The organism is Mycobacterium sp. BMJ-28, from assembly GCF_054404835.1.
The window spans coordinates 3,008,087-3,026,743 of record NZ_CM136783.1 but is presented as its reverse complement, the minus strand read 5'-3'; the positions used below and the strand labels follow the sequence as shown (position 1 = coordinate 3,026,743).

General features: G+C 68.1%; 21 protein-coding genes and 1 pseudogene. 10 read left to right on the top strand and 12 right to left on the bottom strand.

The window, feature by feature from the left end:
• Nucleotide 1: 1 nt before the first annotated feature.
• Nucleotides 2-775 carry a glutaminyl-peptide cyclotransferase gene (locus ACXPWS_RS14995; protein WP_458713172.1) on the bottom strand — a complete coding sequence of 258 codons (774 nt, stop codon included), beginning with the start codon at nt 773-775 and terminating at the stop codon, nt 2-4.
• Nucleotides 775-1,425 (bottom strand): maleylpyruvate isomerase family mycothiol-dependent enzyme, encoded by a 651-nt coding sequence (locus ACXPWS_RS14990; protein WP_458713171.1) that lies wholly within the window; start codon nt 1,423-1,425, stop codon nt 775-777. Before ACXPWS_RS14990 ends, ACXPWS_RS14995 begins: the two co-directional genes overlap by 1 nt.
• A gap of 220 nt (nt 1,426-1,645) precedes the next feature.
• Between ACXPWS_RS14990 and ACXPWS_RS14985 the strand changes: the two are divergent.
• Nucleotides 1,646-2,395, top strand: a pseudogene (locus ACXPWS_RS14985) (L,D-transpeptidase); the annotation flags it as partial.
• 3 nt (nt 2,396-2,398) lie between these two features.
• Here ACXPWS_RS14985 and ACXPWS_RS14980 read toward each other — a convergent pair.
• The 3 genes from ACXPWS_RS14980 to ACXPWS_RS14970 form a co-directional block, all read right to left on the bottom strand.
• Nucleotides 2,399-2,827, bottom strand: a complete 429-nt coding sequence (locus ACXPWS_RS14980) for a type II toxin-antitoxin system Rv0910 family toxin (RefSeq protein ID WP_458713170.1) — start codon at nt 2,825-2,827, stop codon at nt 2,399-2,401.
• Between the two features lie 73 nt (nt 2,828-2,900).
• Complete coding sequence (locus tag ACXPWS_RS14975; RefSeq protein ID WP_458713169.1) at nt 2,901-3,863, bottom strand: ferritin-like domain-containing protein; 963 nt, start codon at nt 3,861-3,863, stop codon at nt 2,901-2,903.
• A gap of 134 nt (nt 3,864-3,997) precedes the next feature.
• Nucleotides 3,998-4,204 (bottom strand): hypothetical protein, encoded by a 207-nt coding sequence (locus ACXPWS_RS14970; protein WP_458713168.1) that lies wholly within the window; start codon nt 4,202-4,204, stop codon nt 3,998-4,000.
• A 349-nt stretch (nt 4,205-4,553) separates the two neighbouring features.
• On the opposite strand from ACXPWS_RS14970, the gene ACXPWS_RS14965 reads away from it, so the two are divergent.
• From ACXPWS_RS14965 to ACXPWS_RS14955, 3 genes are all read left to right on the top strand, one after another.
• Entirely contained in the window at nt 4,554-5,126 is a 573-nt protein-coding gene (locus ACXPWS_RS14965) for an FKBP-type peptidyl-prolyl cis-trans isomerase (RefSeq protein ID WP_458713167.1), read from the top strand.
• 103 nt (nt 5,127-5,229) lie between these two features.
• The gene (locus ACXPWS_RS14960) at nt 5,230-5,619 is read left to right on the top strand and encodes a TA system antitoxin ParD family protein (RefSeq protein WP_458713166.1); all 390 of its coding nucleotides are present in this window, start codon (nt 5,230-5,232) and stop codon (nt 5,617-5,619) included.
• Between the two features lie 11 nt (nt 5,620-5,630).
• Nucleotides 5,631-6,209 (top strand): zeta toxin family protein, encoded by a 579-nt coding sequence (locus tag ACXPWS_RS14955; protein ID WP_458713165.1) that lies wholly within the window; start codon nt 5,631-5,633, stop codon nt 6,207-6,209.
• Between the two features lie 16 nt (nt 6,210-6,225).
• Here the strand turns inward: ACXPWS_RS14955 and ACXPWS_RS14950 are convergent, their stop codons facing one another.
• Together ACXPWS_RS14950 and ACXPWS_RS14945 are read right to left on the bottom strand one after the other, a co-directional pair.
• A complete protein-coding gene (locus tag ACXPWS_RS14950) occupies nt 6,226-7,215 on the bottom strand; it encodes an IS481 family transposase (protein WP_458707879.1) in 990 nt (329 codons plus the stop codon).
• Between the two features lie 108 nt (nt 7,216-7,323).
• On the bottom strand, nt 7,324-8,544 hold the full coding sequence (locus tag ACXPWS_RS14945) for an oxygenase MpaB family protein (protein ID WP_458713164.1): 1,221 nt from the start codon (nt 8,542-8,544) through the stop codon (nt 7,324-7,326).
• Between the two features lie 73 nt (nt 8,545-8,617).
• Here ACXPWS_RS14945 and ACXPWS_RS14940 point away from each other — a divergent pair, with 73 nt between their 5' ends.
• From ACXPWS_RS14940 to ACXPWS_RS14925, 4 genes are all read left to right on the top strand, one after another.
• Entirely contained in the window at nt 8,618-9,262 is a 645-nt protein-coding gene (locus ACXPWS_RS14940) for a TetR/AcrR family transcriptional regulator (RefSeq protein WP_458713163.1), read from the top strand.
• Nucleotides 9,263-9,297: 35 nt separating this feature from the next.
• The gene (locus ACXPWS_RS14935) at nt 9,298-10,179 is read left to right on the top strand and encodes a sialate O-acetylesterase (RefSeq protein WP_458713162.1); all 882 of its coding nucleotides are present in this window, start codon (nt 9,298-9,300) and stop codon (nt 10,177-10,179) included.
• Nucleotides 10,180-10,296: 117 nt separating this feature from the next.
• Nucleotides 10,297-11,127 (top strand): cutinase family protein, encoded by an 831-nt coding sequence (locus tag ACXPWS_RS14930; RefSeq protein ID WP_458713161.1) that lies wholly within the window; start codon nt 10,297-10,299, stop codon nt 11,125-11,127.
• 43 nt (nt 11,128-11,170) lie between these two features.
• On the top strand, nt 11,171-11,536 hold the full coding sequence (locus ACXPWS_RS14925) for an RNA-binding S4 domain-containing protein (protein ID WP_458713160.1): 366 nt from the start codon (nt 11,171-11,173) through the stop codon (nt 11,534-11,536).
• A 9-nt stretch (nt 11,537-11,545) separates the two neighbouring features.
• On the opposite strand, the gene ACXPWS_RS14920 is transcribed toward ACXPWS_RS14925, so the two are convergent.
• The 5 genes from ACXPWS_RS14920 to ACXPWS_RS14900 all read right to left on the bottom strand — a co-directional run bounded on the left by ACXPWS_RS14920 (nt 11,546) and on the right by ACXPWS_RS14900 (nt 15,793).
• Complete coding sequence (locus ACXPWS_RS14920) at nt 11,546-12,730, bottom strand: acyltransferase family protein (RefSeq protein ID WP_458713549.1); 1,185 nt, start codon at nt 12,728-12,730, stop codon at nt 11,546-11,548.
• 22 nt (nt 12,731-12,752) lie between these two features.
• Nucleotides 12,753-13,142, bottom strand: coding sequence for a VOC family protein (locus tag ACXPWS_RS14915; RefSeq protein WP_458713159.1), 390 nt, complete (start codon nt 13,140-13,142; stop codon nt 12,753-12,755).
• Complete coding sequence (locus tag ACXPWS_RS14910) at nt 13,127-14,209, bottom strand: threonine aldolase family protein (protein WP_458713158.1); 1,083 nt, start codon at nt 14,207-14,209, stop codon at nt 13,127-13,129. Before ACXPWS_RS14910 ends, ACXPWS_RS14915 begins: the two co-directional genes overlap by 16 nt.
• A gap of 4 nt (nt 14,210-14,213) precedes the next feature.
• A complete protein-coding gene (locus tag ACXPWS_RS14905; RefSeq protein ID WP_458713157.1) occupies nt 14,214-14,828 on the bottom strand; it encodes a hypothetical protein in 615 nt (204 codons plus the stop codon).
• An 83-nt stretch (nt 14,829-14,911) separates the two neighbouring features.
• Complete coding sequence (locus ACXPWS_RS14900) at nt 14,912-15,793, bottom strand: TIGR03854 family LLM class F420-dependent oxidoreductase (RefSeq protein ID WP_458713156.1); 882 nt, start codon at nt 15,791-15,793, stop codon at nt 14,912-14,914.
• Nucleotides 15,794-15,920: 127 nt separating this feature from the next.
• On the opposite strand from ACXPWS_RS14900, the gene ACXPWS_RS14895 reads away from it, so the two are divergent.
• Both ACXPWS_RS14895 and katG read left to right on the top strand, forming a co-directional pair.
• Nucleotides 15,921-16,373 carry a Fur family transcriptional regulator gene (locus ACXPWS_RS14895; RefSeq protein ID WP_458713155.1) on the top strand — a complete coding sequence of 151 codons (453 nt, stop codon included), beginning with the start codon at nt 15,921-15,923 and terminating at the stop codon, nt 16,371-16,373.
• 33 nt (nt 16,374-16,406) lie between these two features.
• The gene (katG, locus tag ACXPWS_RS14890) at nt 16,407-18,653 is read left to right on the top strand and encodes a catalase/peroxidase HPI (RefSeq protein WP_458713154.1); all 2,247 of its coding nucleotides are present in this window, start codon (nt 16,407-16,409) and stop codon (nt 18,651-18,653) included.
• The last annotated feature ends 4 nt before the right edge of the window (nt 18,654-18,657 follow it).

Here is an 18,657-nt window from a genome sequence, read left to right as displayed (position 1 = left end):
CTCAGATCCGCACGTGGTAGTTCAACGGCCATTCCTTACCGCTGATCAGAAAGTCGTGGTCGGTGAGGTGCGCGATACCGCTGACGACTTGGCGGATCGAGCGGGGGCCCGAATTCCCCAGGCCGGACACGTCGAGCACCAGATTCACCACACCGGTCTCCGGATCGATGCGCACGAACTGGTCGCCCGGCCACACCGCGGCCCACAGCTGGCCACCGACACAGTCCAGTTCATCGAGCCCGCGGACCGGTCGGCCGTCCCGGGTCACGTTGACACCACCGGTCTCGGCGAACGTCGCGGCATCCCGGAACGACACCCGGTCGGTGCCATCGCTGCTGATCAGCCGGCTGCCGTCGTAGCAAAGACCCCAACCGCCGATCGGCACCGAAACCTCGCGGATCGGCGTGAACGTGTCCTTGTCCCATTCGATCGCGACGCCGTCCCGATAGGTCAGCTGCCAGATGCGATCACCGACCACCGCGAGCCCCTCGCCGAAATACGCCGCGGGTAGATCGGCCGAGCGGATGACACGTCCCGTCGCGAGATCAACCTCGCGCAGTTGCGACTTCCCGACCTCACCGGTGGTCTCGTACAACGCGGGCCCGTCGAACTCGAGGCCCTCACTATAGGCGGCCGGGTCGTGCGGGAGAGCGGCGATGACGGTCGGCGTGATGACCGGAACGCCTTGCGCCACAGCCGGTGCCGGCACCGTCAATGCCACCGCGACGATGAGCGCGCCGGTGAGCCTCTTGATCCGCGCCTTTCCCGTTGGCATCAGCTCTCCCCACGCCCCGTTTCGTTGAGACGAGCCAAGGCGGCGACGCCTGGACCGGTCAGCTCCGACAGTGCCACGTCGCGGCCACACGCGGCCAGCAGCAGCGCCACCGCAGGCCCTTCGATTTCCGGTCCGTCGCCGACGGTGAAGTCGGCATCGCTTCCCACCAGCCGCAGACCGGTCAGTCGGGTCCGGATGCCGGACAGCCGGTTGCCCGCCAGGTAGCTCAGCGCCGCGCCGACATACTCGGTGGAGTATCCGTGCGCAAGGCCCAGCGGCCGCCGGATGTCCTCGCCGTGCACGATGATCTCGACGACCCGTGAGATGACCGGAAGCGGCGGGCTGGCAGTCGATTCCACCGATGCCCGGCACTGTGCCAGCAGCTGCGCCGGGTCCTGTTTGCGGCCGGCCGCGACTTGTCGTTGCACGATCCGGCCGGGGCGCATTCCGGCTCGAATGAGCTCTGGAACGAAGCGGCGTTTGGTCAGCACCGCGGTGGCGGACAGGTGTGCCACCACGTCGCGGACGGCCCATCCGTCGCACAGGGAGGCCACCTCCCAGGCAGCGTCGTCGAGCCGACCGAGATCATCGGCAAGTGCCTGTCGCTCGCGGTGCACGACAGCCCAGATGGCCCGGACGCCCTCATTCATGCGTACGAGCACATCACAGTCGTGCGGTGCGCGTCACAGCGGCAGTCACAGCAACGGTGGCTAGGATCCGGGTTCGACGATTCGGCACGGAAACGGAGTATGGCCAATGGACAGTGTGCGCCGGAGCTCTGCGCGTCTTGCGCTGGCGGTGACGGTGGCCGCCGCCGTGCTTCACGCGCCGGCCGGACTTGCCCGTGCCGATGACCCTCCGGTGCCTGGCGTTTCACTGACGTCCACCTCCGGTGCGCCCGTGCAGAACGGTGGTACCTACGGCATCGGCATGGTCGTGGTGGCGCATTTCGCCGCGCCGGTGGCCGATCGCGCCGCGGCCGAGCAGCAACTCACGGTGACCACCGATCCGCCGGCGCCGGGCGCCTGGCATTGGGTCAACGACACCACCGCGCATTGGCGGCCGCCGCAGTATTACGCCCCGGGGACGCTCGTCACCGTCGGGCAGGACGCGCCGGTCACCTTCACCATCGGCGCCTCGCATGTATCGATCGCGGACGACGCCACCAAACTGGTCACCGTGTATGACGGCGGAAAGCTCGTGCGGACCATGCCCACATCGATGGGGAGGGGCGGCACCGAGACCATCGGCAACACGACGCTGAGCTTCTGGACTCAACCAGGCATCTACACCGTGATGGACAAGAGCAACCCGGTAATCATGGATTCCTCCACGTACGGCCTGCCGATCAATTCCCATCTCGGTTACAAGGAGTCGATTCCCTACGCGGTGCGGGTCAGCACCGACGGCGTGTACCTGCACGAACTCGACGCCACCGTGTGGGCGCAAGGTAAGACCGACACCAGTCACGGCTGCCTGAACCTCAACCACGACAACGCTGCGTGGTTCTACAACTTTTCGGTACCCGGCGACGTCGTCGAGGTGCGCAACACCGGCGGCAAGCCGCTGCAGCTCTGGCAAAACGGTGACTGGAGTGTGCCGTGGGAGCAGTGGGCGTGATGCTCAACGCAATTCGGCGAGATTCTGCACCGATTTGCGCACATCGGATTTGAGCACCGCCGCGACAAGCGACCCGACCGGCCCGCTGAGCACGCCGCCGGACAGGTCCGCGACAAGATGGAAAACCGAACCCGGCTCGTCTTCGGCCACCGTCATGCCCAGCGAGATCTGCACGCCGCCACGACCTTTGCCACGCAGTTGAATACGGCGCGGTTCGTCGTAATCGGTGACCTGCCAATGAACGGTGTTGCGGAAGCCTTTCACCTTGATCAGCGAGGCGACCTGGGTGCCGGCCTCGATGACGTCCGGCGGCCGGCTCTGCCAGCCGGCGAAGATGGTCAGCCACTCGTCGAACCGTTGGAGGTCAGAGGCCAGTTTCCAGGCCTGCTGCGGTGTCAGGTTCGACGACACCGACACGTCGACTTTCGCCATGGTGATCCTGTCTTTCGAGGAGATACACCGCGGTGCCCCGTGGCACGGGCACGGGGCACCGGGTCCGGCAGCGTCAGCCGATGCCGACGACTTCCTGCGCGATCGCGGCGAGCCTGGTCTGAGCCGCCGATACGACGCGCTGACGATTCTTGTGGGCTTCCTCCCACGCCACAATGACCCGAATATCGCCGGGTTCGGTCAGCTCCTTGATCGCCGAAACAGCTTCCGGCACAGGCAATTCGTCGTACCCGGCGATCGGTAGCTCAGCGGGGTCGAGTGCGCCTGTCGCGCCGCGCAGCGCGTGCAGCGCATCGGCCGTCTGGCCGGCACCGTCACCCCGGGTGATGTCCTCGGCCGCGGCCAGGGCGGCATCACGCGAACCCGACAGCACCCGCCCGGCCAGTTCGCCGGCATGGGTGCCGCGGTCGATCAGCTGGTCCACATTCGGCCGGATGTTGCGGATGATCTCCACCGCGCGGTCCAGGCTGCGGGTGGTCCAGATACCCGGCAGATTCGCCAGTTTCACCGCCGCACCGGCAGCGGCCTGAAACGGCGTGCGGCGCAGTGCCGCCGGTCCGCCGAGCGCGTCCTCGGCCAGCACGGTGGTCAGCCATTCGACGGTAGCCGCGTGCGCGGTGATCAGGCGATCCGCCAGTGCCACGATGTCCGGCTGCTTCGCCGCGACCGCAAGGGCCTTGACGTAGCGGGAGCGATCCAACAGCTGATCCTCCAGCGCCAGGTCGCCGAGCAGTGCTTCGTCGAACGGTTCGGCCTGTTCGGTGAGCGCCTTCACCGCCGCAGCGGCGCGGCCCAGGAACGGGCCGATCACGTCGGGGTAGCCCCCGAGGTCGCGGATGGCCCGCTCGATCGCCGCCGCGCGGTCACGAGCGTTGGCGGCGTTCTGCGTCAACTCGCGCTCGACCGCCTCGGTGCGGGCCTGGGCGACCCGGGTTTCGGCGATTTGGATCTCGGTGTTGGTCAGGTCGAGCACTGTGCGCAACTGCGTGAGCAGTGTGGTGGTATCGGTGATGGTCATGGTTTTCGCCCCTTCGCGTTGACGGATTTGTCGGCGCAGGTGCACCTTCCACTGGGCTACCCGGCCACCGCGGTGCGATATGCGTGCGGTCGGCGTTTACCCCCATGACATACGTCACACCGGGCGGGAGTCCGTTACTCCGGCGCTACGTCGCCCCGCCCGACCTCGACCTGAAAGTGCTTGTCGCCCCATCCATCGGCGACCACGAACTGCACTCTCTTGGGCCGCCCGAACACCGTGGTGGCGACCACGGTCCCGGTGGAACCCGCCGGCACCAGCGGCACATCGATGCCTTCGATTTGTCTGCGCGCGGTGACCGAATCACCTTTTCGGCACGCCATTTTTTGCCCTCCCCCTTCGGTTTCCCCGGACCGAAATGAGAGCGGAGCGATCCCCGTTCCTGCCCCACCCCCTCTTGCATGATGGTCGATGGCTCGCCACCACCGCAAGCGGTTTCTACCCTCACCCCGTACGCTCCGCTGCCGAATACGAGAAAGGCTGGGTGTCAACAACATCGACGGCGATCCGGATGCGCCCTGACTTGCGCGGCCCGCTGATCACGAAGCCGCTGGTCACCCGGTTCCGGGGCTACCGGCAACGCCCGGGCGGTCCGGTTGTAGCGTGGCCGGGGTGAACTCTTCCCGTGTGTCTGCCTCCCTCGCGCTCGTGGCCGGCGCCACGTCCCTTGTCATGACGCTCGCTGCGTGCGGCTCTGACTCGGACAAGTCCACCCAGCCGTCCGCCAGCACGCCGTCGATCGCCCAGGTCGCGTCGTCGGTGCCGGAGGCTCCCGTCGCGGCCCCGGGTTGCCCCACGGCGGCGCCCGCCGCTGCCGGTGCACCCGAGTGGACGCTGACCGGAGCCACGGGCACCGTCGCGGTCAGCGGCTCCACCGATACCGCCGCGCCCTACGTCAAGGTGGGCGGCCCGTTCAGCGTGACCGAGACTCAGGTGCACACCCTCAAGGCCGGCGACGGAGCAGTCGTGGCGCCCACGGCGAACGTGTCGGTCTGCTACATGGGCGTCAACGGACGCGATGGCACCGTGTTCGACAGCAGCTACGAACGCGGGACCCCGGCCGACTTCCCGCTCAACGGAGTCGTTCCCGGTTTTCAGAAAGCGATCGCCGGCCAGAAGGTCGGTTCCACCGTCGCGGTCGCGATGACCTCGGCCGACGGCTATCCGAACGGGCAACCCGCGGCAGGCATCCAGCCCGGTGACACCCTCGTCTTCGCCATCAAGATCCTCGACGCGGCGGGCTAAGCCCGGCCGGCGGCGCGGGCCCGTCGAAACCCCCGCCCCGCGGCGGGCGAACAACCTGTAGCATATTGCTACAGAGTGTTTCATCCTGCTACAGGAGGTTATCGTGGCCGACATTGCCGACAAGCCGACCCGAGTGGCCGCCGACCTGTTCGACAGCGCCGCGGCGGAAGGCCGTCGGCAGAGCCGATCGGCCAAACAACAACTCGACCACTGGGCCCGCGTCGGGCGCGCGGTCTCCGCTCAGCAGACCGCCCCGCGGCGCCGCGTCGAGGCCGCCCTGGCCGGAACGTTGGCGCTGGCCGACCTGTCCCCGGAAGAAGGCGTGGTGTTCAGCGCCGAGATCACCGCCGCCATCGAGGAGAACCTGGCCCAGGCCGACTACGGCGCCACGCTGGCGTCGCGCGGTATCGCCACGGTGGCCGTCGACGACGACGGCCGGCTGATCGAATACCGCCCGGACGGCACCTCGGTGGCCCTGGGCCCCGCGTCGTGACCTGAGCGGCGGTGAAACGTCTCGACCTCGTGGTCGGCCCGAACGGGGCGGGTAAGTCCACCTTCGTCGAACTGACCCTCACGCCACTGCTGCCGGGCATCGCGTTCGTCAACGCCGACGAGATCGCCAAGCAGCGCTGGCCCCAAGACCCCGCCGCGCATTCGTATGACGCCGCGCGCATCGCCGCGGACACCCGGTCGTCGCTGATCGCCCGCGGCGACTCGTTCATCGCGGAGACCGTCTTCTCCCACCCATCCAAGCTGGATCTGATCGGCGAGGCCGCCCGTGCCGGATATGTTGTCGCACTACATGTTCTGATCATCCCGGTCGAATTGGCCGTACACCGGGTCCGGCTGCGGGTGTCGGCGGGAGGGCACAGCGTGCCCGAGGACAAGATCCGCGAGCGGCACCGACGGCTGTGGACGCTGGTGGCTCAGGCGGCCCGGCTGTCCGACAGCACCACCGTGTACGACAACTCGGGCCGTCGCGGTCCACGGGTGGTGGGACAGATCAGCGCCGGCCAGCTGATCGGGCAACCCAGCTGGCCGGACTGGGCCGCCGCGGAACTTACGCAGCAGTGGCCGCGGTGAGAATCGGCGCGGGCGCCTAGGTGTACTGACCTGAAAGGTTAGGTACGCGGGTGGCGGGTGGTTGGCCGCCGAGTGCGGTGTGGCCGCGGTGATGATTGTAGGTGTGTAACCAGCGCGGGTATTCGGCGCAGCGTTCAGCGTCGCCGGTGTAGAGCCGGGCGTAGGCCCATTCGTCGGCCAGGGTGCGGTGGAAGCGTTCGACCTTGCCGTTGGTTTGTGGTCGATACGGTCGGGTGCGGCGGTGTTCGATATCGCCGAGTGCATCCCGAAAGGCATGGGATCGGTAGCAGGAACCGTTGTCGGTCAGTACTTTCCGGACCGTAATCCCGCATTGGTTGAACCAGGTGTTAGCCCGGGTCCAGAACGCGGCGGCGGTCTCTTTGCGTTCGTCTGCCAACAGTTCGCTGTAGACCAGCCGCGAGTGCGCGTCGATGGCGGTGTGTAGGAAGTGATAGCCGCGAACCGGATGACCCGGCGAGCGGAACTGTCCTGAGCTCTTGTCGGCCTGGGAGTTGCGCCTGCCGCGGCTGCGCCCGAGTGCCCGCCAGCCCCCGCCCGCAGGGATCTTGCCGACCTTTTTGACATCCATGTGGACCAGTTCGCCTATCGCAGCCGTTTCGATGCGGCGCACGGTCCTGCCGGTCGGGCGGTCCAGCCAGCGCAGTCTGGCCACGCCATATCGGGTCAGCACTCGGTGCACGGTTGAGGGATGAATGCCGAGTAAGTAACCGATCCGGGCTGGTCCCCATCGGCGGATGACCCTGACTTTGATGATTCGGCGCTCGGTGCGGGTCGGCGTCTGGTGCGGGCTTCGGTGTGGTCGGGAACTGCGATCGGCCATGCCGGCCTGGCCCAGTTCGCGATAACGAGCAGCCCACCGTTGCGCGGTGGTGACCGCGACCTGGAACCGCTCAGCGGCACGGCGCAGCGACCACCCATCCTCAACAACACAACGAGCCAGGCGCAGACGACCGGTTTCAGACAAAGGGGCATTACGGTGGGACACGAAGACCTCCGAGTGTGGCTGGTGCGTTCCTAGACAGCTCGCACTTCACCCGGAGGTCTTCTTCATGTCACCACGCCACGCCGTCCCTAACGTCCGTGGTCAGTACACCTAGGCCACCCGGCTCACGTGTGCGGCGGATTCGCCGATCGCCGCCTCTCCGCTGCCGATCATCGTCCGCAGCAGCGCCAACTGTTCTTGCTCGCCACGCCGCGCCGCGCGATCCATCCCGCCGGGCGTGGCGAGGTCGACACAGCTGCGCACGACATTGACGGGAAGTCTCATCAGCGGATACCACGGCGGCACATACGCCGGCAGACCCAGTGCTTTCATCGCCCGCGGCCCGAGGAAAGCACTGGTCACCGACAGATGGGTGAAGCGCGCCAGCCGGCGGCGCAGACCGCTCAAGTGCTCGTAATGCCACATCAACGGATCATCGGCCATCGGTGCGGCCAACTGAGGTGTCGACTCATCCGGAGCCGAAAGCGCGGTGAGGGTGTGGAACAGGATGGCGATGGCGTCCCGGAAACTACCCGGCAGCCACTCGTCCTCGACACCGATCAGCCAGCCGACATACCGCGTCACGTGCGCGATGGCGTCCAGATCCTCGGGTGCGGTGAGAATTCCCATTCCCAGACCGCCCACCGGCGGTGCGATGAGCGCACCCACCAGGGTGGCGGCCATATCGGTCTGGTTGACCGGGACGCCCCAGTCTTCGTCGCGCCAATCGGGCATCTGCCCGACGTGCCTGCGCACGAACGCGTGAATGAGCCGTACCCGGATCGTCGACCGATAGCCGATCCCGAGCGGTTCCAGTCCGCCTTCGGAGATGACGTCGAGCGCCCATTGCATCGTCTCGGCGAACCGCTTGTTGGAGCCCTTCTCCAAGGCACCGGTGCGCAACAGCGTCTTGTTGAAACCCGAGAACTGGTAACCGCCCAGCAGCGCTACGTCCCTGGCGATGTACATGCCGTCGGCACCGCCGCGGCGCAACGCGCGCTGCCCACGCCGCAACAGCGCCGGATCGACCCAGGCCGGCAACGACTCGACCGTGGCGAAGAAGTCGCGCAATGGTTGAGGCGCGTCGGCGACGCCGTCGATGCCGTCGGCCAGGGCTTTGTCGAACAGCGGGCGGGTCTGCGCCAGGCCGGTGTCCACCATCCAGTCCAGAAGCCGGTCCATCGGTGCGTCGCCGACCATCAACCGCTCCCCCAGCCTGGCCCACTGCCGGCTCGATGGTCGGCGGATGCCGAGCGCCAGCGCGACCAGTTTGATCATTCCCGGCACGGGACGAGGCGACTCGGGATGGCGAGTCGGGATGCGCGTGGTCATGTGTGCTCCCCTTTGAGCGATTCTTTGGACTACGTCCGTAGTCAGAAGTTAGCCCGCGGGTAGAGTGCTGTCAATGAAACGCGCGGAGGTGGTGCGCGACTACGGCGGGATATCGGCGGCGGACCGGCGCGCCGAGCGTCGCCGCAAACTGGTGTCCGCCGGCCGCCAGATCTGGGGCGAAACGGGCATCCCCGACGTCACGGTGCGCGGCGTCTGCTCATCGGCGGGCCTGATCACCCGGTACTTCTACGAACAGTTCGAAACCAGGGACGCCCTGCTGTTCGCCGTCGTCGACGAGGTACGGGTCCAACTGCTCGACGCCATGGTGCTCGCCGGCGTCGGGGAAAGTGGCGATCTGCGGGACAAGCTGCGGGCCGCGCTGACCGCGTTCCTGAACATCGTCGCCGACGACCCGCACCTGCACCGCATCGTCTCCAGCGATGTCAGCGGCGTACCCGGACTGCTCGAACACCGAATGCAACTGCTCGACATGGTCGTCGCGTCGATCATCGAACAGGCCCCCTCGGTGCTGGGCGCCCGGCTACCCGATCCGGCGATTCTGCGCCGAGGCGCGTTGTTCATGGTCGGCGGCGTGAACCAGATCATTGCGGAGTGGTTGCGCGGCGCGTCCGCCACCGGCGCCGAGACGGTCGCCGATCTGGCCGCGTCCTGTGCCGACCTCTGTGTCGCCGTGGTGCGCAACACCATCGAGCAGTAGCCACCCACGCCGGCAGCGGTTGTACTGTGCTCGCCATGCGTACACGCCGCAACCCCGACGGTGACGCCCCGCTCTGGAAGCTGGCCGCGTTCGAATTGAAGTGCTTCGTCAAACGCCGGCTCGCGCCGAAGGGCACGCCGGTGCCACCGCCGGACCGGCCGTACCTCGTCGTACCGATCCTGGGCCAGTCGAACGCATTCGGCATGGGTCTGCCCCTGGATCCCGACGGTGCCGACAAGCCCGACCCGCGAGTGCACCAGTGGGCCGGCAGCGGTCCGTCGAAGAACACCGCGATCCTGGGCGTCGATCCCCTTCTGCACGAAACCCCTTCGCGGCGTGTCGGTTTCGGTGTGACCTTCGGCAAATCGCTGGCCGCGGCGACCGAACGGCCGGTCCTTCTGGTGCCCTGCGCGCGGGGTGACACCAGTTTCCACCCGAAGAACGGCTACACCTGGGACATCGCCGACACCAAGACCAGGCGCAATCTGTACCGCGAGGCGGTGGCGTCGATCGACGCGGCCCTGTCCCGATATCCCGGAAGCACCGTGGCCGTGGTGCTGTGGCATCAGGGCGAGTCCGATGTGCCGCTGCTGAGCGGCCCGGAATACCAACGCAAAGTGGACGCGTTGTTCGGCGATCTGCGCGCCCGATATGGCAGCGCGCTGCCGATCATCCTCGGCGGCATGGTGCCCGAGGAAATGGAGCACAGCGGTAAGGATTACGCGCCGATCAACGCCGTACACGAGGACACCCCGCGCCGAATCCCCCGCACCGCCTTCGTCCCCGGCCATCGGGACGCCTTCAACAGTGCCGCCGACAGGCACTACAACGCCGCCGGTCTGCGGGCCATGGGTGCCGACATGTGGCGGGCCTATCAGGGGATCGCGGCGGACGAACTCGGCGCCTACCGGCACTGAGACGTTCGACGCCAGCCCCTTTCGAACCGGGGCCAAATCTAAAAAGACGTTGTGGCTTCGGTGATAGGACTCTGGCGGTCCGGGGCATTCAATGCCACCGTGTGTCAGCATGATCCGGTGACTACCTGGCGCAACGTCGGTGCGGTCGGTATCGCGGCCGCAGCCACCGTGGTACTGCAGGGTGTGGCCATGCCCACCGCCCAGGCGGCGGGCTGCCCCGACGCCGAGGTGGTCTTCGCGCGCGGGACCACCGAGGATCCAGGTCCCGGTCCGACCGGCGCCGACTTCATCGACTCACTGCGCCAGAAATTGCCCGGCAAGACGGTCGGGGTGTACGCGGTGGACTACCCCGCCACGCTGGACTTCGCGACCGCCGTGAGCGGTATCTCCGACGCCCGGGCACGCATCATGTCGACCGCGGCAACCTGTCCGGACACCAAGATCGTGCTCGGCGGATTCTCCCAGGGCGCGGCGGTGATGGGTTTCGTCACCTCCAGTGCGGTGCCGGACGGGGTGGACCCGGCCACGGTTCCCGCGCCGATGCCGCCGGAGATCGCCAATCATGTTGCCGCAGTGACCTTGTTCGGCAAACCCTCAGCACGATTCATGCGCGCCATCAACGATCCCACCGTCAACGTCGGCCCCCAATATCTGGCCAAGACCGTCGATCTGTGCGTCGACAACGACCTGGTCTGCGACCCGGCCGGCCGGAGTTTCTCGGCGCACAACACCTACTTCGATGCCGGAATGGTGGACCAGGCGGCGGCATTCGCGGCCAACGCACTCCAAGCCAGCTGGGCCGCCACGCCGCCCGCCGCCCAGGTCCCGGCCGCACCCGTTCCGGTCACGTCACATCTGGGCGGCACACCACCGGCAGCCACCTTGACACCGGCAGCCCCGCTCGGACCGCCGCCGGGCCCCGCCGTCCCGAACGCTCCGGTGCTGTAGCCGCTTTCGCCGACACCGGCACCGGTGGCTCATGATGGATGTCATGGAGTCGACACGGGTGGATCGGTGGCTGTGGTCTGTCCGGCTGGCCAAGACGCGACCCGACGCCGCCGAAGCCTGCCGGGCCGGACACGTACGCGTCAACGACAGGACTGCCAAGCCGGCAACCGTCGTCGTCGCGGGTGACACGGTCCGCGCCCGGGTCGGCGACACCACCCGGATCGTGGAGGTCGTCCGGGTGATCCAGAAGCGGGTCGGCGCCGCCGACGCGGTGACCTGCTACCTGGATCGGACGCCACCCCCGCCACCGGCGGGCGCCCAACCGGTGGCGGTCCGTGACCGTGGCACGGGCCGGCCCACCAAGCGGGACCGGCGCATCCTGGACAAATGGCGTGCCGGGCAAATCTGACCGGCAGGTTCAGGCCGCCTGGGTCCGCTCCGTCGCCCGCCCACCCGTACCACCCGCCAGCGGAAGCACCGCCGTCCTGCGAATCTCCCAGCGGTGCAAGGCCACTCGGCACGGCTCCTCGATGAGGGCGTAACTGACCGCCGCCATCGCGACACCGAAGAGCAGGGTCAGTGCCAGCACGCCGATGAAGCCGCCCGAGGACGCCTGGCGGTCCAGCAACGGAAATACCATGCTCATGGCCGCCAGGTGCCAGATGAACAACCCGTACGACCATTCCCCCAGCCGCACCATCAACGGGCTGCCGAGCACCCGATGCGGCGCGGACTGGCGGCCCAGCACCAGCGGGGCCAGCAGTGCCCCCGCGATGACGGCACCCATCGCCGTGCGCACCACGAACTGCTCGACGCTGCCGTGCGTGCCCACTTCCGGGATGGCCAGCGGCGATGCGGAAATCAGATAAGCGGCCACCGCGACGCCCGCCATCGGCACCGGGCGCCGGGCCAACCGGTGCACCCGCCTCGGCGGCCGGCAGGTCCACTCCGCCAGCAGCATGCCGACGGCGAACCACGGGGCGTAGGCCGGGGCCCAGTTCAGCGGGTTGGCCTCGAGCGGGGCAGAGATGGGCAGGTATGCCCAGCCGAAACCGGCCGCAGCGAATGCCGCGATGGCGGGCACCCGCGCCCGGACCGGGAGCCGGCGCGCCGTCCACGCCAGCAACGGCAGCGCGAGGTAGAAGGTCACCTCCACCGACAGGCTCCACATCTGGGTCAAGCCGGCGATCAGCGTCTGCGGCACATAGACCTGGGTGAGGGTCAGATTCGCCAGCCACACGGTGCGGTCGGCGATGCGCGCTTCGGGCAGTAACGCCAGGATGACGATGACCGCGAACAGATACGCGGGCATGATCCGCACCAGCCGCGACCGCAGATACGGAACGGTGTCCGGTCGCCCGCCCATTCCGTGCGCCGCCGCGGCATGCCCGCGCCAGAGGAGGAATCCCGACAACGCGAAGAACACCGCCACGGCAAGGTCCAGGCGGATCAGCAGGCGGCCGGCGAGCCCGCCGGATTGGCCGGTCTGCACGGCCACATGGGTCACCACCACCGCGATGGCGGCCGCCGCGCGCAGGCCTTGCAACGCAGGCAGGAACGCACGCCTCCCGCCGACGGGCTCCGGCTGCGAATCACCCACAATTCAACAGTCTGCCCGACGGGCCCTACCCGTGGTGTGCAGCGATCTGAATCAGATTTCCGCAGGTGTCATCAAGCACCGCCGTCGTGACCGCACCCATGTCCACCGGTTGCTGGGTGAAGCGCACCCCGAGCTTCGACAGCCGCTCGTACTCGGCCTCGACATCGTCGACGGCGAACGACGTGAAGGGGATGCCGTCGGCGACCAGCGCCCGTTTGAACGGCCCGGCCGCCGGATGCTCATCGGGCTCCAGCACGATCTCGGTGCCCTCGGGCTCCTCCGGTGAGACCAGGGTGATCCATCGGTGCGTCCCCATCGGCAGGTCGTGCTTGCGCACGAAGCCCAGCACATCGGCGTAGAACCGCAGCGCCTTGTCCTGATCGTCGACGAGCACACTGGTCAGATTGATCCGCACGCGAATTCCTCTCGGATGACGGCAACGAAATGGTCGATATCGGCCTCGGTGGTGTCCCACGCGGTCATCCACCGCACCTCGCCGCGAGCCCGGTCCCAGTCGTAGAACCGCACCCGCTCCCGGATCCGGTCGGCCGTGGCGTTGGGCAGGGTGGCGAACACCGCATTGGCGGACGTGTCCTGGGTGAACGCCAAGCCGGCCAAGGCGCCGTCGGCGATTCCGGCTTCCAGCGCTGCCCGCAGCCGGGCCGCCATCGCGTTGGCATGGGTGGCGTTGCGGATGCCCAGTCCGCCGTCGAACAGCGCCAGCAGTTGGGCGGAAGCGAAGCGCATCTTGCTCGACAGCTGCATGGTGAACTTGCGCAGGTGGACCAGCCCGGCCGCGCGCGCCGGGTCGAGCACGACCACCGCTTCGGCACCGAGCAGGCCGTTCTTGGTACCGCCCAGGCTGAGGATGTCGACGCCGGCGTCGGTGGTGAATTCGCGCAGCGCGCTGCCCAGCGACGCGCCCGCGTTCCACAGCCGCGAGCCGTCCATGTGCACCGCCATCCCGTGCCCGTGCGCGAAATCGGCGATGCCGCGCACCTGGTCCACCGAATAGACCGTGCCCAGCTCGGTGGCCTGGGTGATGCTCACCGCCAGCGGCTGGGCGCGATGCTCGTTACCCCAGCCCCACGCCTCACGAGCGGCCAGTTCGGGAGTGAGCTTGCCGTCGGGCGTGCCGACCGTCAGCAATTTGATGCCGGTCATCCGCTCGGGGGCGCCCGCCTCGTCGGTGTTGATATGCGCCGTGGACGCCGCGATGACCGCACCCCAGCGGGGAAGCACGCTGGTCAGTGCGACGACATTGGCACCGGTGCCGTTGAAGACCGGGAACACCTCGGCGCGGGCACCGAAAGTCTCCCGGATCACCTGGTGCAGGCGCTCGGTGTACGCGTCCTCCCCGTAGGCGACCTGGTGACCGCCGTTGGCGGTATCGATGGCGGCGAGCACCTCGGGGTGCACTCCGGCGTAGTTGTCGCTCGCGAATCCGCGCCAGGCGGGGTCGTGCAGGCGGGTTACCGGCACCCCGTTACGGCGCCGGCGGGCCGGGCGGCACGATCGGCGGCACGCCGGGGTCGGCCGGTGGTGCTGGGGCACCCGGCGCGGGGTCGGTCACCCAGGCGGGCGGATTGGGATCGTTGAGCGCGACGTATCCCGGCGGCAGCGCAGGCCCGCCGCCCGACGTACCGACCGGAGCCGCAGGCAGCGCCGGCGTCGAGGACGACGGGTCCGTCAGCGAGGTGAAGCCGGGGGGCAGCTTGGGCGCGGGCCCGGCCCCGGGCGGCGGGCCCGGTAGCTGCTCGGGCGGCAACGTCAGTTCGTCGATCGGATTCTGGCTGTGGAAGGTGTGCCAGATATCGCGGAGGTAACCCAGCTGACCGGGGGTCTGGCCCTGTCCGTACTGCTGGTTGGACACCTCGGGCACGGGCGGCGGACCGGCCGGTGGTGCCGGCTGGGCACCGACCGGCTCATCGGCGATGGCGACCGGCTGGCCGGGAGCCGGCGGGCCGGGCGCCCCGGGCACAGGAGTGGGCAGCAGCGGGTCGGGCTCGGCAGCGGCCAGGCCGGCGCCCGCCAACGCGCCACCGACGATGAACCCGCCTGCGACCACGAGCTTCGCCGCGGTGGAGATCCGGTCATTCATGGATACAGGTTGTCCTCTCCTAGACACGTGCGAGCAATCCTCCCCGCCCGTCCGCTCCCGCGTCAACGCGAACGCCCAGATCCTCAGTTCTGCCGGGGCAACAATTCCCGCGCGAATCTGTCCACGAAGTCGGCAGTACCGGATGCCTCCAGCGGCCGCACCACGAACTTCGTCAGACCCGCGGCAACGTACTCATCGAGCCGCCGGTGCAGGGTCGGCCAGTCGGGCGCGACCAGCTCCGCCGGATCGAGATCGGGACGCCGGGCCCGGACTGCGGCGGCCACTGCCTCCGGCAGCTCACCCGCGCCGACCGCGAGATTGATGCCGTAGTGATCGGGTTCGATCACCCGGCCGGCCCGTTCGGCGGACTCGATGATGGCGGCCCGCGCCCGACCCGCCTCCGTCGGCGTCAGAAAACTGCCCAGCCAGCCGTCGGCCAGCGCGCCGATCCGCCGGAACGCCGCCGGAGACGCTCCGCCGACCCAGATGTCCAGCGGCACCGAAGGTTTCGGTGCGATGACAGCGCCGCGAACCCGATGGTAATCGCCGGTGAACGTCACATCGTCTTCACGCAGTACCTTCCGCAACAGCGTGAGCGCCTCGTCGAACACGGCGGCACGGCGGCCCTCGGGAACCGGGAACAGGTCCCGCTCGGCCGGTGACGCGGAGCGCAAACCGAACACCGGCAGAACCCGTTTGGGCGCCAGCGTCGCGAGCGACGTGAGCTCCTTCGCCACCAGCACGGGATTTCGGCCCGGTAGGACGGCCACCGACGTGCCGACCTTGAGCCGTTTCGTCCGGGCCAGCGCATACGTCATACCCACGACGGGATCGACGGCGCGGGAAAACACCAACTCGGAGAACCACAATGAGTCGATTCCCGCGGTTTCGAGCTGATCGACGATGGCGGGCAGTTCCGCGGGGCCGACGTCGGCTCCCAGTCCCACACCGAACCGAATCTTCATAGCCGCCTTCCGTCGATCCCCCGCAACCAACAACACCCCGCCGCGGCATTTTGTGCCGGCCCCGCACTTATACGCAGGCCCCACACAAAATGTTTATCGAGTCCAGATACCGGGCAATAGTGATGCCGTGGAGTCACGGTCGGATTTCGCGGAACAACTTCGCGCAGCCCAACTGCGCGTCACCCGGCCCCGCATCGCCGTGCTGGACGAGGTGCGCACCCATCCGCACGCCGACACCGAGACCATCTTCGTCGCGGTACGGGAGGTTCTCCCCGAGGTATCCAGGCAGACGGTGTACGACGTGCTCAACGCGTTGACCACGGTCGGTTTGCTGCGCCGCATCCAGCCATCGGGTTCGGTGGCCCGCTACGAAACCCGGGTCGGCGACAACCACCACCACGTCGTGTGCCGGCACTGCGGCACCATCGCCGATATCGACTGCGCGGTCGGCGCGGCGCCATGCCTGACCCCTTCCGACCTCGACGGTGCCTTCGAAGGCTTCCTGCTGGACGAGGCGGAGGTCATCTACTGGGGCGTATGCCCCGAGTGTTCGACGACAGTTTCCCGATCGCAACCGTGATCACAGCCCATCACCCACCCGGAAGGAAATTCTGTGTCATCCGATACCTCCGATAGCCGCCCGCCGCACTCCGACGCCGGTACCGCGAGCAACAGTGAGAGCGAAAACCCGGCCATCGCGTCGCCGAAGCCCAAGGCGCACGGGCCGCTGACGAATCAGGACTGGTGGCCCGAGCAGATCGATGTCTCGCGCCTGCACCCGCATTCGCCGTATTCCAACCCGCTGGGCGACACCTTCGATTACGCGGCGGAATTCGCCAAGCTCGACGTGGAGGCACTCAAGGCGGATCTGCTCGAGGTGATCACCACCTCACAGGACTGGTGGCCCGCCGACTACGGCAGCTATGCCGGGTTGTTCATCCGGATGAGCTGGCATGCCGCGGGCACCTACCGCATCTTCGACGGCCGTGGCGGTGGCGGCCAGGGTCTGCAGCGTTTCGCGCCGCTGAACAGTTGGCCCGACAACGCCAACCTGGACAAGGCCCGGCGCCTGCTCTGGCCCGTCAAGCAGAAGTACGGCAACAAGATCTCCTGGGCGGACCTGCTGGTACTCGCAGGCAACGTGTCGCTGGAGTCGGCCGGCTTCAAGACCTTCGGCTTCGGGTTCGGCCGGCCGGACGTGTGGGAGCCCGAGGAGGTGCTGTTCGGCGAGGAGGACACCTGGCTGGGCACCGACAAGCGGTACGGCGGCACCAACGCCGGCGACAAGCGTGAGCTGGCGCAACCGTTCGGTGCCACCACGATGGGCCTGATCTACGTGAATCCCGAAGGGCCGGAGGGCAAACCGGATCCGCTCGCGGCCGCGCACGATATCCGTGAGACGTTCGGCCGGATGGCCATGAATGACGAGGAGACCGCCGCGCTGATCGTGGGCGGCCACACCCTGGGCAAGACGCACGGCGCCGGTCCCGGCGATCTGGTGGGTCCCGAGCCTGAGGCCGCCCCGATCGAGCAGCAGGGCCTGGGCTGGAAATGCCCGTTCGGCTCCGGTAAGGCCGGCGACACGATCACCAGCGGCCTGGAAGTGGTGTGGACCCCCACCCCCACCAAGTGGAGCAACTCCTTCCTGGAGATCCTCTACGGCTACGAGTGGGAGCTGACCAAGAGCCCGGCCGGCGCGTGGCAGTTCCAGGCCAAGGACGCCGAGGCGATCATCCCAGATCCGTTCGGCGGCCCGAATCGCAAGCCGTCGTTGCTGGTCACCGATGTCTCCCTGCGGGTGGACCCGATCTACGGTGCCATCACCCGGCGCTGGCTGGACCATCCGGAGGAGCTCAACGAGGCGTTCGCGAAGGCTTGGTACAAACTGCTGCACCGCGATCTGGGGCCCATCACCCGCTACCTCGGCCCATGGGTCGCCGAGCCACAGCTGTGGCAGGACCCGGTACCCGCCGTCGAGGGGCCGCTGATCGACGACGCCGACGCCGCCACGCTGAAGAGCAAGATCCTGGACTCCGGACTTTCGGTGCCCCAGCTGGTCAAGACGGCGTGGGCATCGGCGTCGAGCTATCGCAACACCGACAAGCGTGGTGGCGCCAACGGTGCCCGGGTGCGCCTGGAACCGCAGAAGCACTGGGAGGCCAACGAGCCGGCCGAGTTACAGAAGGCGCTGCCGGTGCTGGAGCGGATCCAGCAGGACTTCAACGCCGCCGGCGGCAAGAAGGTGTCGCTGGCCGACGTCATCGTGCTGGCCGGCAACGCGGCGATCGAGAAGGCCGCCAAGGACGGCGGGGTGTCGGTCACGGTCCCGTTCACCCCGGGCCGCACCGACGCCACCCAGGAGAACACGGATGTGGAGTCGTTCGCGGTGCTGGAGCCGCGGGCCGACGGCTTCCGCAACTATGTCCGGCCCGGCGAGAAGGTTCCGCTGGAGCAACTGCTGCTGCAGCGGGCCGCCCTGCTGGGGGTGACCGGTCCGGAATTGACCGTGCTGGTCGGCGGTCTGCGGGCGCTCGGGGCGAATCACGGCGGCACCAAGCACGGGGTGTTCACCGACCGGCCCGGCACGTTGACGAACGACTTCTTCGTCAACCTGCTGGACATCGGCACCGAGTGGAAGCCCGCGGAGTCGCAGGAGAACGTCTATGAGGGCCGCGACCGCGCCACCGGTGCGTTGCGGTGGACGGCAACGGCGAATGACCTTGTCTTCGGCTCACATTCGGTGCTGCGAGCGGTGTCCGAGGTGTACGCCCAAGCCGACGGGGCGCAGCGGTTCGTGGACGACTTCGTCGCGGCCTGGGTCAAGGTGGCCGAGGCCGACCGGTTCGACATCAAGAAGTAGCGCG